This is a genomic window from Nocardioides carbamazepini, assembly GCF_024614185.1.
GTDB lineage: Bacteria > Actinomycetota > Actinomycetes > Propionibacteriales > Nocardioidaceae > Nocardioides > Nocardioides carbamazepini.
On the sequence record NZ_JAHTLF010000003.1, the window covers coordinates 132212 to 146310 of the forward strand.

Consider the following 14099-nt stretch of genomic DNA (forward strand, 5'->3'; position numbering starts at 1 on the left):
GTATGGACATGGATGCGCCCGGAGGTGCTCACGGTCCGGTACCGGTCACCATGAGCCCGGTCTCCAGGTCGTAGCCGATCTGGTAGCCGCCCAGCTCGGCGCGCCAGCTGTCGTCGAGATGCAGCGCCAGCTGCCCGGCGAGCCAGTGGGACTCCTGCCAGCCGACGTGCGCCTGCGCCTCCAGTGCGGCGAGGGTGGCGTCGAACTGGCGGTCGTTGGTCAGCTGCAGCGGCAACCGGACGGTCGTGGCGGCGAGGGCCCGGGCGATGTCGTTGTCTGGCGGCCCGTGGAGAGGCACGACCGGGCGCCCGGCGTACTCGCTGCCGTCCTTGAGGTAGACGATCTCGCCGTCCGTGCGGCGCTGGACGACGATCACCTCGATGCCGTCCTCGCTGTCGCGGACCCGGCTGGCACCGGGCGAGCGCGTGTCGTCGGCCTCCGACCCGCCGCCGAGCTCGAGCCAGCCCCGGAGGTCGCTGGTGGCGGCCACGGCGCGCAGCCGGTAGTCGTCGGCGCGGCGTCGCTGGTCGCCGACGATCAGGCGGTGGCTCTCGTCGGCCTGCACGATGACGTCACCCCAACCGACGGGACCGGGCACCGGGGTGGCGTAGGCCTCCTCGACGAGGGGCCGGATGTCGTGCGGCAGGGTGAGGACCCCGGGAGTTCCTGGCGTGAGGCCGAGCACGGCGGCGCCGCGGAGCAGCAGGCTGAGATCGTAGATGGCGCGGCTGCCGCGGACCGGCTCGGGGACGCCGTCCTCACCCCAGTCCGCGACGCCGGTGACATAGAGCCGGGCGCTGCGCAGCGGCTCCGGCCGGTCGGCTTCGCCGTCGCCCCGGCGGTGGCGGTGCAGCCGACCGACCCGCTGCAGCAGGAGGTCGACCGGTGCCAGGTCACTCGCCATCACGTCGAAGTCCAGGTCGAGAGACTGCTCCAGCACCTGCGTGCCGACGACCACCTGCCGGGCCGGGCGCCGGGCGCCGGGCGGTCCCAGCGCGTTGCGCAGCCGGGTCTCCCGCTGCGCGCGATGCGTGGCGACGAACCGGGAGTGGATCAGTACCACCTCCACCTCCGGGAGGCGCTCGCGGAGGAACCGTGCGGCGTCCTGGGCACGGCCGACCGTGTTGCGGATGACGGCCGCGCACCCGCCCTCGGCGAGCAGCCGCTCCAACGTGGCGGCCAGCGATTCCAGTTCGTCGTCGAGGCAGGTGACCTCGACGGATCGAGGCGGCTCCGGCGGCGTGTCCTCCGGCGAGCCGGTGACCTCCACGCCGGTGCGGCCGACCGTGGTGACGGCGGGATAGGGCGCGTCCTCGGGAACGGCGGCGGAGGGCTCGCCGAGGCCGCGCCGGTAGGCGTCCGCGAGCTCCTGCCGCTGCCCGTGCGGAAGGGTCGCCGACATCAGCACCACCGGGACGCCGTACGCAGCGAGCCACTCCAGCGCGCGGGTGAGGTAGGCCCGCATGTAGTCGTCGGCCGCGTGCGCCTCGTCGATGATCACGACCTTGCCCGCGAACGCGAGGTGGCGCAGCGCCAGGTGCTTGGCCTGGAGTGCGGTGAACAGGAGTTGGTCGATGGTGCCGACCACCATGGTGGCGAGCACTCCCTTCTTCCGCCCAGTGAGCCACGACAGGACGCGGGCCTCGGCCTGCTGCGCGGTGGCGCCGTCGTCGTAGACCGGGCTCACCCGGCGCTGGGCGACGAGCTCCCGGTAGCGATCGTTGAGTCCCGCCTTGCCGTGGGCGAGATGGGTGCTCAACGCGCCGGTCTGGTCGAGCCGGGAGATCCAGCCGAGTACGCGGTCGAACATCGCGTCCGAGGTCGCCATCGTGGGGAGTGCGACGTAGACGCCACCGCAGCCGAACCTCGCCGCCAGGGCCTCGGCGGCGAGGAGCGCCGCCTCGGTCTTGCCGCTGCCCATCGTCGCCTCGACGATGATGAGCGGTGGCTCGCCGGCCGTTCGAGCGGCGGTCAGCGCTATCCGCTGAATGGGGCGTGGGGCGAACGCGGCGAGGGCGGGGAACCGGCGAGCCAGGAGCGCAGCGGCGTCGCCCTCCGGCCGAGAGGGTGCCCAGGGCGCTGGGAGACCGAGATCCTGCCAGGCGCGTTCGGCCCGCTCGCCCTGCCCGCCGCACTCGCCGAAGGGGAAGAGGTCGGTGTTGGACGCCAGCCAGTCCGAGACGATGACGGCGCCGGTCAGCAGCGCCTGAACGGTCGCCGGGAGCACACAGTCGGTCCAGGCCGCGAGCAGCTCATCGAGGTCGAGGCGGCGGGCGGTGGCATCGAGGATCTCGTCTTGGACCTCCGCCCACCGACCCTCGCCCACCAGGTCCGGCCGGCTGCGGACCCGACTCAGCTGCGTTGTCGTCGGTGGGGTGCCGTGGTGGCCCCCGACCACCACGGCCTGGGACCGGGCCTGATGCAGGCCGAACCCGTGGTGCTCGCGCAACCACCGCTGGAGGATGTGGTGACCGACCAGTCCGTGGGGTGCTGTCGAGAACTCGGTCGAGTCCCGGGGCAGCAGGAGACCGTGCTCGCGCATCCGGTCGGCCAGTGCCGGCACCTTGGCCGCGAACGGCGGGGAGCACTTGCCGATGTCGTGGACGCCGGCGAGCCACTGGAGTAGCCGCCGGCCGTCACGCGCATTCGGTGGCAGGCTCGCTTCGATCAGCGACCGGATGTGGACCGGGAGCCAGTCCCAGACGAGCGCCGCGACGTCCGCCGAGTCCTCGAGGTGCTGGACCAGCGCCATGGAGTCGGTGCCCGCGAAGTCGGCGGACTTGCCCCACACCGACCACGCGGCATCGCTGTATCGGCCGGGGTCGGTGGACATGGCCGGGAACCTAGTGGCCGCCGCTGACGGAATCAGGGGAACGTCAGATCGATCGTCAACCTCAGGCGGATCTTGTCACCCGGTAGCGCACGAACGACGGCACCGCGAGCGCCGCCACGACCACCAGCACGACGACCAGCACCCCGCCACCGGCCGCCGCGGCCGCCGTACCCACCATGGCGGCGCTCGCGCCGTGCGCGACGTCGGCGATCCGGGGGCCGCCGGCCACGACGACGATGAAGATGCCCTGCAGGCGACCGCGGACCTCGTCGGCGGCCGCGGTCTGCAGCATCGAGGTGCGGAAGGCGGCCGAGGCCATGTCGGCGGCGCCACCGACGACGAGCATGAGGACGGCGAAGACGAGCCAGCCACGGGCGGGGCCCGACGTCGCGTCGGCGCCGAAGACGGCGAGGCCGAAGCCGACCATGGCCAGGCCCCACACGATGATGCACCAGATGACGGCGCGGCCCTGGGCGGTGATGCGCGAGACCCAGCCCGAGAACACACCGCCGAGCACGGCCCCGATGGGGATGCCGGCGAAGAGCAGTGCGAAAGCCAGGCCGCCCTCCTCGGGGCCGAGGAAGCTCTCGTGCGCGATCTCGGGGAACAGCGCCCGGGGCATGCCGAAGAGCATCGCGATGATGTCGACGACGAAGGACATCATCAGCACCGGCTGGCCACGCAGGTAGGTGATGCCCTCGATCACCGAGCGGAGGCCCGGAGCCCCGGAGACGAGACCCTCGATCGGCAGCGCGGGAAGCCGGATGACGGCCCACAGCGTCGCGAGCAGGCACACCGCGTCCGCGAGGTAGAGCCACGAGAAGCCGGTGAACGGGATCAGGACGCCGGCGATGAGCGGTCCGCCGATCGCGCCCGCCTGCATCACCGTCATGTTGAGCGCGTTCGCCGCGGGCAGCATCTCCGCGTCGAGCAGCCGCGGCAGCACGGCCGCGCGGGTCGGCTGGTTGACCGCGAAGAAGCCCTGCTGCACGGCGAACAGCCCGAGCAGCAGCCACACGTTCCCCAGACCCAGGGCGGCCTGCAGGCAGAACAGGGCGGCGGTGCCGATCAGTCCGGTGGTGGTGACCATCAGGATGGTGCGCCGGTCGAAGTGGTCGGCGAGCGCGCCGCCCCACAGGCCGAACACGACGAGGGGAACGAGGCCGAAGACACCGGTCAGGCCGACGTACGCCGACGAGCCGGTGTCCGCGTAGATCTGGGCCGGCACCGCGACGACCGTGAGCTGCGCCCCGACGACCGTGACGATGTTGGCGGTCCACAGCCGCCGGAAGTGCGGATCCTGCAACGGCCGGGTGTCGGCCAGCATCCCGCGAAGACTCACCAGAGAAGGCTACGGACGGTACCGGGCGGGCGATGAATCGAGCCCGGTGCGACGGTCGACACGTCATGAGCACCCCGGAGCAGAGCGGCGTCGGCCCGCTCGACATCACCTTCATCGAGACCCTTCGCCAGAGCGACGCCAAGGGCGGCTGGACCTATGTCATCTGGCCCGACTCCGTCGCGCGCTTCGGCACCCGCGGCCGCGTCAAGGTTCGCGGCACCGTCGACGGCGCCGCGTTCGAGACGTCCTTCATGGCCCTCGGGGACGGCACGCACAAGCTGCCCGTCGCCAACGCGCTGCGCGTCGAGTCCGGCAAGCACGCCGGCGACACCGTCGAGGTCCACCTCACCGAGCGACTGGCCTGACCCCACGCGCCGCGGCCGCGAACCGGACCTGACCCACGGGCGGGGCAGAGGAATCTGAGAAAGTTCGTGGCACGCTGTCGTAGGCAGTGTCCCCCGTTCGTGGAGGGGGTGAGCGGCGGTCATCGGGACCGCCCCGCACCGACTGAACCCAGGAGAATCCCATGACGCAGTACCTGCTTTCCGTGCACGGCAACGAGGAGGAGTACGCCGCGGTCCCCGAGGACCAGTGGCCCGAGATGTTCGCCGCGGTCGAGCGCTTCAACGAGCAGCTGCGCACCGACGGCGTCTGGGTGTTCGCCGGCGGCCTGGAGGGCGCCGAGACCGCGACGGTCGTGGACGCCCAGGGGGACACCCCGGTGTTCACCGACGGCCCCTACCTGGAGACCAAGGAGCACGTGGGTGGCTTCTGGGTCATCGAGGTGCCCGACCTCGACGCCGCGCTGCGCTACGCCACTGCGGGCTCGAAGGCCTGCCAGGGCAAGGTCGAGGTCCGGCCGTTCCAGGCCGAGCCCCCGGCCGAGGCGTGACGGACGACCCCAGGGCTGCCGTCGAGCGGATCTTCCGTGACGAGTACGGCCGGCTGATCGCCTCCCTGGTCCGCCGCTTCGGCGACATCGACATCGCCGAGGACGCGGCCGGGGAGGCGCTCGTCGCCGCCCTCGAGAAGTGGCCGAGGGACGGTGTGCCGCCCAACCCCGGCGCGTGGCTCACCACCACCGCCGGCAACCGGGCGATCGACCGGCTCCGGCGCGAGAAGCTCCGCGACGGCAAGCACCAGGCCGCCATCATGATCGAGGACGACACCCCCCATGAGCCGACCGGCGTCATCGAGGACGACCGGCTCCGGCTGATCTTCACCTGCTGCCACCCGTCGCTCGCGCCGGAGGCACGGATCGCGCTCACCCTGCGCCTGCTCGGCGGTCTCACCGTCGCCGAGATCGCCAGCGCCTTCCTCGTCCAGGAGACGACGATGGCGCAGCGGATCACCCGCGCCAAGGCCAAGATCAAGGGCGCGAACATCCCCTACCGGGTCCCCGAGACCGAGGACCTGCCCGCGCGCGTCGGCACCGTGCTCGCCGTACTCCTGCTCATCTTCAACGAGGGCTACCTCTCCTCCGGCGACGGCGAGCCCGTCCGCGCGGAGCTCACCGGCGAGGCGATCCGGCTGGCCCGGACCCTCCACGAGCTGCTGCCCGCGGACCTCGAGGCGACCGGCCTGCTCGCGATGCTGCTCCTCACCGAGGCCCGCCGCTCGGTGCGGGTCCGCGCCGGGGAGCTGGTCCCGCTCGACGAGCAGGACCGGGGCGGCTGGGACCGCCGCCTGATCGCCGAGGGCCACGCGCTCGTCCGCGCCTGCCTGGCCGCCAACCGGCCCGGCCGCTACCAGATCCTCGCCGCTGTCAACGCCGTCCACACCGACGCACCCACCGCGGCGGCCACCGACTGGTCCCAGGTCGTCGCCCTCTACGACCAGCTCGCCCGACTCGACGCGTCGCCGATCGTCGCCCTCAACCGCGCGGTCGCGGTCGCCGAGCTCGACGGGCCCGAGGTCGCGCTCGCGATCGTCGAGCGACTGCCGCTCGACGGCTACCACGCCTGGCATGCGACCCGCGCCGAGCTGCTCCGCAGGCTCGGGCGCAGCGCCGACGCCCGCGCGCAGTACGACGCGGCGCTGGCCGTCTGCGACAACGTGGCCGAGCGCGCCTACCTCACCCGGAGGCGCGGCCAGCTGGCATCGGCCTGAACCCGGGCCCACGCCGTCGGTCACGGCCCTCGGGTGCCCGTGGCGGCCCGGGGTCATCGGCCCGGGCTCGTCGGCCCAGCAGAAGGGGGACCACGACCCCTGCTGCCCGGGTCATCCGTTCCGGGATCGTCGGTCCGCCCAGCACGAACAGCGGAAGAGGACGAGAAGATGCAGGCTCGACGTACGGCGATATTGACCGCGACCACGGTGATCGGCGCGTCACTGGTGACGATCGGGACGATGCCCGGTGCGAGCGCGGGCCCCCAGCGGGCGGACCTCATGGTCTTCGCGCTGGGCACGCCGCCGGCGACGGTGAAGCACGGCAGCTCCTTCGAGCTCGGTGCCACCGTGGCCAACAAGGGCCGCGCGAGCGCCAAGCGGAGCTCCCTGCGCTTCTACCTCTCCCGGGACCGGGCACGGAGCGCCGACGACATCGTCGGCGGGAGCGTGGCGGTGAAGCGGATCAAGCCTCGCAAGAAGAAGACCGTCAGCGGCAAGGTCCACGTCCCCGTGGGAGCCAGCGGGAGCTACTGGGTGCTCGCCTGCGCGGATGCGACCGCGAAGGTGAGGGAGACCAAGGAGCGCAACAACTGCCGGGTCTCGAAGAGCCAGGTGGAGGTCGACGCGGGTCTGCACGCGGCCCTGGTCGGCCGGCTCACCTTCCTCGACGAGGGGGAGCGGACCGATCCGACCACCGGGCGGGTCGAGACCTGGCGGCGCACGGCGTCCGCCTCGATCTCGATGGCCGTCGACGGGGACCCCCGCAACCCGACCTTCGCCAGCACCGGCAGCACCTACGAGCGCGCCGGATCGGTGGTCGCTCTCGAGGAGTCGGACAGCTGCCGCGTCGAACTGGACCGCGAGGAGACCGGCGGCGGGACTCTGAGGTACGCCGGCGACCGGTTCAACGACGACATCAACGGTCGTTTCACGCGCACCGACCTGAGCGGGCTGCGGATCGGCCTGTCGCTGCGAGCCGACTGGACCGCGACCACCACGCGGACCGGCCGGGGCCAGTTCCCGTGCGACCCCTCGACCACCACCACCCAGGGCACCGTGCTCGACGTCAGCAGCATCGAGCTCGCCGAGGTCTCGTCCACCGCCTCGGGCATCACCTACCGCGTCGTCGGCTGGCTCGGCGAGCAGAACACCCCGTCCGAGTGGGACAGGGTCGAGGGCACGCTGACCCTGACCCCGCGCTGAGAAGATCTCGGCGACGCACGGCGCTCGCGACGGCGCCTCGGCTCGGTGTGTTCCTAGGCTGGGCCCATGACGCTCGCTCCGCTCGCTCTGCCGACCTCGCCCGACGACTGGCCCACCTGGTTCCGGGCCTACACCGAGGCGGAGCTGGACCGGGCGACGGCGCTGGTCGGCGCGCTGCGGGCGGCGCCGCCCACCGACCCGATCGACGCCCTCCGGCAGTGGGACCGCGCCTCGGGCCACCTCGGCAACGCGTCCGCGGCGGGCTCCCTCTTCGGCAACGTCCACCCCGCCGCGGAGGTCCGCGACCTCGCCGACGCGGCCGAGCAGGAGGCGCAGCGGATCGCCACCTCCTGGGGTCTGGACCGGGCGCTGTACGAGGTGTTCGCCGCAATCGACGAAGCCGCGGTCGCCGCCGACCCCGCGGCCGCCCGGATGCTCGCCAAGGTGCGCGACGACTTCCGCCGCTCGGGCGTCGACAAGGACGAGGCCACCCGGACCCGGATCGCGGAGGTCCGGGAGCGGATCACCGAGCTGGACCAGGAGTTCAGCCGGGTGATCCGCGACGACGTACGCACCGTCCGGGTCGCGCCGCGGCAGCTCGCCGGGATGCCCGACGACTGGCTGACCGCCCACCCCGTCGACGACGAGGGCATGGTCACCGTGACCACCGACTACCCGGACTCGGTGCCGGTGCGGATGTTCGCCCGCGACCAGGACGTCCGCCGTGACGTCACCATCGCCTTCCTCGACCGCGGCTGGCCCACCACTGAGCCGCTCCTCGCCGAGCTGTTCGCGCTGCGCCACGAGCTCGCCACCACGGTCGGGTACGCCGACTGGCCGTCGTACGACGCCGACGTGAAGATGATCGGCGACGGGCCGGCGATCCCCGCGTTCATCGAGCGGATCGTCGAGGCGGCCGACGAGCCGATGCGCCGTGACCTCGACCGACTGCTCGAGCGCTACCGCCGCGACTTCCCGGACGCGACGGAGGTCCCCGGCTACGACTACAACCACTACGCCGAGCTGGTCCGTGCCGAGAGGTACGACGTCGACTCGCAACGGGTGCGCACGTACTTCGACTTCGGCAAGGTCCGCCAGGGCCTGCTCGAGGTGACCGGCCGACTGTTCGGGCTGCGCTACGAGCAGGCCGACGCGCCGGTGTGGCACGAGGACGTCACGGTCTACGACGTCTTCCGGGACGGGGAGGCGGAGCGGATCGGCCGGATCCATCTCGACCTGCACCCGCGCGAGGGCAAGTACAAGCACGCCGCGCAGTTCACCCTCGCCGACGGCGTGGCCGGCGAGCAGCTGCCCGAGGGCGTGCTGGTCTGCAACTTCTCCCGGGGCCTGATGGAGCACGACCACGTGGTCACCCTGTTCCACGAGTTCGGCCACCTGCTGCACCACGTGCTGGGTGGCCACGGCGAGTGGTACCGCTTCGCGGGCGTCGCCACCGAGTGGGACTTCGTCGAGGCCCCGAGCCAGATGCTCGAGGAGTGGGCCTGGCATGCCGACGTGCTGCGCACCTTCGCCACCGACGCCGCCGGCGAGCCGATCCCCGCCGACCTGGTCGCCGCGATGCGTGCCGCGGACGACTACGGCAAGGGCATCTACGCGCGGACCCAGATGTTCTACGCCGCGATGTCGTACTGGTTCCACGCCGACCGGGCCGCCGCGCAGGTCCCCGACCTCACCGCGCGGATGATCGAGCTGCAGGACCGCTACGCCGCGCTGCCCTATCTCCCGGGCACCCACATGTTCGCCAGCTTCGGTCACCTCGGCGGCTACAGCTCCGGCTACTACACCTACATGTGGTCGCTGGTGATCGCGAAGGACATGTTCAGCGCCTTCGACGAGTCCGACCTGTTCGCACCCGAGGTGGCACGTCGCTACCGCGACCGCGTACTGGTCCCCGGCGGCGCAGGCAATGCCGCAGATCTGGTCGCCGGCTTCCTCGGGCGGCCGTTCTCCTTCGACGCGTACGCCGCCTGGCTGGCCCGCTGAGGCCGGTGACCGACCAGGTCGGCGTCCGATCCGGAGCCGATGACGCCCGCGGGTCGCGGTCGGCCTCCGCGCGGGTGAGGGCGGCCCGGTCCGAAGCGGCCGCGCCGGCGACGGCGGACCGGGATCGTGTCGCCACGGACGGGCCGCGCCGGACGTGCCGGTCGACCGGGCGGTGCGCCCAGACCCACACGCCGGCGGCCGCGCCCAGGCCCAGGGCGAAGACGATGAAGACCGAGGCGGTGGTCGGCGTGGTCGGCCGGCCGTGGGTGAGCGCCAGCGTCAACGCCGGCCCGGCGACGCCGAGTGCCCCGAAGACCGACACGACGGCGGCCTGCGCCCACCTCATCCTGGTCGGGATCCGCGGTGTGGCGGCGGGCGTGCCGTCGCGGCCCGGCCAGGTCCGGGTCTGCCACGGGCGTGCCGCCAGGAGCACGCCTGCCGCGGTCACGGCGGTCGATGCCGATACGAGTGTGGTGAGAGCCTCTGGATGGGTGCCCATGTTCGGGTTCCGTTCGCAGGGCGGCTGGGCCCGAGATCGAGGCCGCGGTGGTCGGTGCGTCAGGTGCGTCGGGTGCGTCGGAGAAGGACCGGACACCCGGGAGCGGGGTCAGGCAGATCGGCCGATGCGGCGCGATCCGATCCGGACCGCATCGGCCGCGGTGGCGCCGAGCGGGGCGATCATGACGGGTCCGCGTACCGGGCGCGCTGGGATTTCCACGATTCTCCTTCAAGGGCGTAACGCCGATGAGGCCTCGGCGTTGAGCCGGACGAACCCCCGCAGATGCTCTGGGGCCCGCATTGTCCGGCCGACGGATCTGTGCGCCGCCCGAGAAGTGCGCGACCTCCATCTCAACATGGTGCGTCGGCCGGCCCGACCGGCTGGTTCTCGGATTCGATATCGCCGAGCGGCGACGGTGGTGGACACCACGTTGCGCTGCGGGTAAAGACCTCGTTCTGATCCTGGATCCGGCTGCCGACCGTCGTGGGGCTGGTTAGGGTCGGCCAGGTCTCCTGTCGATGGCCAGGCGGGTCTTCAGGTGGGCGCTCTCGGGGAGGGGGTGCCGCCATCTGTGAAAGAGGACCAGGCGAGTGTGGGAGATCATCTCGTCCTTCGAGGCTCGCGCCGCTGCGGGCCATGATTCCCGCGTGTCGTGGGACGGAGGGCAGGCGCGGTGGGTCGCGCTCGAGGGCCGGGCGGCGCTGCTGCACCGCGCGGTGCTCGCCAACAGCCTGGCGCTCGTCCACCTCGCTTCGGCGGACGATGTCGGACACCTCGACGCACTGACCCGTGCGGAGGGGGCGGCCGACATCGCCCGGATCCAGGAACGGGTGCTGGCCCCGATCGATGACCCGGAACGGTCGCTGACGGTCAGGCTGATCGAGAGCCTGGGGCGCCTCGCCTGGGGACGGCGGGCCCGGACGGGGACCTCCGTCATCAGCGGCCGCCCCGAGCTGGAGCAGACGTGTGCCGAGGCCGCGCTGCGCCTGCTGCTGGTGGGGAAGCGGGCCGCCGAGCCGCGGCCCGTCCACGCCGCGGCGGACCTCGACGCGCTGATCGACGGCAAGGACCTGGCAGCGTGGCGAGCCCTGGCCGCGGCCGCGGTCGCCGCACCGTGGACGGGACAGGCCGAGCGTCACCTGGCGTTGATCAGCTCCGGCGGCCGGGTCGGCGAGACCGCGGGCCTGCAGGCCTTCGTGGAGATGGTGCAACGGGTGACCCGTGAGGACGAACGGCGCGCCGTCGCCCACCAGATCCGGTCCAGCGTCGAGAGCACCGGCCTGTCCCAGCGGGAGTTCGCCGCCCTGATCGGGACCTCCCCGTCGCGGCTCTCGACGTACCTGACCGGTGCGGTGGCTCCCTCCGCGACCATGGCCCTGCGCATCGCCCGGGTCGCTCGGTGGGTGGTGGCGACCGCGGTCGCCGGCGTGGACGGGGCCGGTGGCCCCGCGCCTCGGCGGCGCCATCCGAGCGACCACGACCTCGGTCCGGGACCGCGTACCCGGCGCCGGCACGCCCGTAAGCGGCCCGGCCGCGCGTGACGTCCCCCTTGCGTCGGCACCATCGATCGCGTACGGTTGCGATATATCGCGATACGAACACGACCTGTTTCCGCGATATCTCGAACGCAGACCGGGACCCACGAGGTCCCCGACACACCGAAGGAGGTCCCGCCATGGGACGCCATCACGAGAACCCGAGTCAGTACGACGACCGCGACCCCTGGGGTCGCTCCGAGCCCCGCGGATTCCAGCGCCGCCAGCGCGGCGGGGGCCCCGGTCCCTGGGGTGGCTGGGCCGGCTGGGACCAGTGGGGTGAGCCCGGCCGCGGCCGGGGACGCCACGGTGGTCCGGGCCACGGCTTCGGCCCCGGTCCGGGCATGCCCCCGCCGTGGCTGGCCGGCCTCTTCGGCATGGGCCGCCCCGAGCCCGGCCGGGGGCCGCGGGTCCGCCGCGGCGACGTACGCTCCGCCATCCTGGACGTGCTGCGCGACGCCAACCAGCGCGAGGAGTCGCCGAACGGCTACCAGGTGATCCAGGCGATCACCGACCGCAGCGGCGGCGTGTGGAAGCCGAGCCCCGGCTCGGTCTACCCGACCGTCCAGCAGCTCCAGGACGAGGAGCTCGTCGAGATCGACGAGGCCCGCGGCCGCCGCGCCATGCGGCTCACCGCCAAGGGCGCCGCCTGGTGCGCCGAGCACGCCGACGAGCTCGCCGCCGTCTGGGTGCCCTTCGACCGCTCCCGCGAGAAGGCCCAGGCCGGCGACGTCGACCAGGGCCATGCCGACCTCAAGGCGGAGATCGGGCAGGTCATGGGGGCGGTCTGGCAGATCGTCACCGCCGGCTCCGACGCCCAGCGGCAGGCCGCGGTCGGCGTCCTCGTCGACGCCCGCCGCAGTCTCTACGGCATCCTCGCCGACGGCCCGGCCCGGGACGCCGACGACCCGGCCGACCAGGCCGACCCGGAGGATCCCGCCGACCCGGAGGATCCCACGGACCCGACGGACCCCGCCGACCGCTGATCCCGTTGCGCCGACCCGGCGCAGATTGATGAACCGGACGCGCCGACCCGGCGCAGATTGATGAACCGGACGCGCCGGCCCGGCGCACAGCAGCTCAAAACGGAGCTCAGTTTGCGCCGGGTCGGTGCGATTTCGGGCTCAGTTTGCGCCGGGTCGGTGCGATTTCGGGCTCAGTCTGCGCCGGGTCGACGGCCATTCAGATTCAGTCTGCGACGGGTCAGCCGGTGTAGTACTCGTCCGCCACGTCGAGCGCCTCGTCGAGGATCGCGAGCCCCTCGAGCAGCTCCTCCTGCGAGGTGGTGCACGGCGGTGCCACGTGGGTGCGGTTGAAGTGGACGAACGGCCACAGGCCGCGCTCCTTGCAGGCGGCCGTGAAGCGGGCCATCGGCTCGGCGTCCGGGCCGGCGGCGTTGAACGGCACGAGCGGCTCGCGGGTCGCGCGGTCGCGGACCAGCTCGATCGCCCAGAACATCCCCAGTCCGCGGACGTCGCCGACGCTGGGGTGCCGAGCGGCGAGCTCGGCCAACCGCGGCGCGATCACGTCGCTGCCCATCGCGCGCACGTGGTCGAGTACGCCGTCCGACATCACCCGGATCGACGCGACCGCGGCCGCGCAGGCCAGCGGGTGACCGGAGTAGGTGAGGCCGCCCGGGTACGCGCGCTCGCGGAAGGTGTCGAAGATCGACTCCGAGATCACCACGCCGCCGAGCGGCACGTAGCCGGAGTTCACGCCCTTCGCGAAGGTGATCAGGTCCGGTGTCACGCCCCAGTGGTCGACGGCGAACCACTCGCCGCAGCGGCCGAAGCCCGCCATCACCTCGTCGGCGATCAGCACGATGCCGTGCTGGTCGCACAGCTCGCGTACGCCGGCCAGGTAGCCCGGCGGCGGCACCAGGATGCCGTTGGTGCCGACCACCGTCTCCAGCACGACCGCGGCGATCGTCGCGGGGCCCTCGACCATGATCGTGTCGGCGAGGTGCTGCAGGGCGCGGGCGCCCTCTTCCTCCTCCGACGCCGAGTGGAAGGCCGAGCGATAGGTGTACGGACCCCAGAAGTGCACCGATCCGGGGATCGACGGCTCCGACGGCCAACGCCGCGGGTCGCCGGTCAGCGCGATCGCGCCGGCGGTGGCGCCGTGGTAGCTGCGGTAGGTCGACAGCACCTTGTGCCGACCGGTGTGCAGCCGGGCCATCCGGATCGCGTTCTCGTTGGCCTCGGCGCCGCCGTTGGTGAAGAAGACATGGTTCAGCGAGCCGGGCGCGCGCTCGGCGATCAGCCGCGCCGCCTCGCCACGTACGTCGTTGGCGAAGGCGGGCTGCACCATGCACAGTCGCGCGGCCTGCTCCTGGATCGCCGCCACCAGGGCGGGGTGCTGGTAGCCGAGGTTGAGGTTGACCAGCTGGGAGGAGAAGTCGAGGTACGTCCTGCCGTCGTAGTCCCAGAACCGCGATCCCTCGCCACCGGCGATGGGAAGCGGACTGATCCGGTCCTGCGCCGACCAGGAGTGGAAGACGTGCGCGCGGTCGTCGGAGACGACGGCCTCCGCTCCGGAGCCGGTGGTGATCGCGTGCGAGAAGGTCGTCACGGC

Annotated in this window: 10 protein-coding genes; 7 read left to right on the forward strand and 3 right to left on the reverse strand. The window is 72.6% G+C overall.

Features of this window, described 5'->3' with window-relative positions; all coding sequences use genetic code 11:
• Nucleotides 1-28 precede the first annotated feature (28 nt).
• Complete coding sequence (gene cas3, locus KVF89_RS01200; RefSeq protein ID WP_257422672.1) at nucleotides 29-2833, reverse strand: CRISPR-associated helicase Cas3'; 2805 nt, start codon at nucleotides 2831-2833, stop codon at nucleotides 29-31.
• A 61-nt stretch (nucleotides 2834-2894) separates the two neighbouring features.
• Nucleotides 2895-4175: an MFS transporter gene (locus KVF89_RS01205; protein WP_257422673.1), complete on the reverse strand. Its 1281-nt coding sequence runs from the start codon at nucleotides 4173-4175 to the stop codon at nucleotides 2895-2897.
• Nucleotides 4176-4240: 65 nt separating this feature from the next.
• On the opposite strand from KVF89_RS01205, the gene KVF89_RS01210 reads away from it, so the two are divergent.
• From KVF89_RS01210 to KVF89_RS01240, 7 genes are all read left to right on the forward strand, one after another.
• On the forward strand, nucleotides 4241-4540 hold the full coding sequence (locus tag KVF89_RS01210) for a DUF1905 domain-containing protein (RefSeq protein WP_257422674.1): 300 nt from the start codon (nucleotides 4241-4243) through the stop codon (nucleotides 4538-4540).
• Nucleotides 4541-4701: 161 nt separating this feature from the next.
• A complete protein-coding gene (locus KVF89_RS01215; protein WP_257422675.1) occupies nucleotides 4702-5067 on the forward strand; it encodes a YciI family protein in 366 nt (121 codons plus the stop codon).
• Nucleotides 5064-6284 carry an RNA polymerase sigma factor gene (locus KVF89_RS01220; RefSeq protein ID WP_257422676.1) on the forward strand — a complete coding sequence of 407 codons (1221 nt, stop codon included), beginning with the start codon at nucleotides 5064-5066 and terminating at the stop codon, nucleotides 6282-6284. The genes KVF89_RS01215 and KVF89_RS01220 overlap by 4 nt, the downstream gene beginning before the upstream one ends.
• A 168-nt stretch (nucleotides 6285-6452) precedes the next feature.
• Complete coding sequence (locus tag KVF89_RS01225; protein WP_257422677.1) at nucleotides 6453-7487, forward strand: CARDB domain-containing protein; 1035 nt, start codon at nucleotides 6453-6455, stop codon at nucleotides 7485-7487.
• A 66-nt stretch (nucleotides 7488-7553) separates the two neighbouring features.
• Nucleotides 7554-9491 (forward strand): M3 family metallopeptidase, encoded by a 1938-nt coding sequence (locus tag KVF89_RS01230; protein WP_257422678.1) that lies wholly within the window; start codon nucleotides 7554-7556, stop codon nucleotides 9489-9491.
• Nucleotides 9492-10637: 1146 nt separating this feature from the next.
• Nucleotides 10638-11531 (forward strand): helix-turn-helix transcriptional regulator, encoded by an 894-nt coding sequence (locus tag KVF89_RS30295; protein WP_257422679.1) that lies wholly within the window; start codon nucleotides 10638-10640, stop codon nucleotides 11529-11531.
• Nucleotides 11532-11665: 134 nt separating this feature from the next.
• Nucleotides 11666-12511, forward strand: a complete 846-nt coding sequence (locus KVF89_RS01240) for a PadR family transcriptional regulator (protein ID WP_257422680.1) — start codon at nucleotides 11666-11668, stop codon at nucleotides 12509-12511.
• Nucleotides 12512-12728: 217 nt separating this feature from the next.
• On the opposite strand, the gene KVF89_RS01245 is transcribed toward KVF89_RS01240, so the two are convergent.
• The gene (locus KVF89_RS01245) at nucleotides 12729-14096 is read right to left on the reverse strand and encodes an aspartate aminotransferase family protein (RefSeq protein WP_257422681.1); all 1368 of its coding nucleotides are present in this window, start codon (nucleotides 14094-14096) and stop codon (nucleotides 12729-12731) included.
• Nucleotides 14097-14099: the final 3 nt, after the last annotated feature.

What these genes read in the sequence shown, in the direction of transcription:
- KVF89_RS01215 (WP_257422675.1), top strand. Translation starts at nt 4,702, where the DNA reads ATGACGCAGTACCTGCTTTCCGTGCACGGCAACGAGGAGGAGTACGCC.
- KVF89_RS01210 (WP_257422674.1), top strand. Translation starts at nt 4,241, where the DNA reads ATGAGCACCCCGGAGCAGAGCGGCGTCGGCCCGCTCGACATCACCTTC.
- KVF89_RS01230 (WP_257422678.1), top strand. Translation starts at nt 7,554, where the DNA reads ATGACGCTCGCTCCGCTCGCTCTGCCGACCTCGCCCGACGACTGGCCC.
- cas3 (WP_257422672.1), bottom strand. Translation starts at nt 2,833, where the DNA reads ATGTCCACCGACCCCGGCCGATACAGCGATGCCGCGTGGTCGGTGTGG.
- KVF89_RS01225 (WP_257422677.1), top strand. Translation starts at nt 6,453, where the DNA reads ATGCAGGCTCGACGTACGGCGATATTGACCGCGACCACGGTGATCGGC.
- KVF89_RS01240 (WP_257422680.1), top strand. Translation starts at nt 11,666, where the DNA reads ATGGGACGCCATCACGAGAACCCGAGTCAGTACGACGACCGCGACCCC.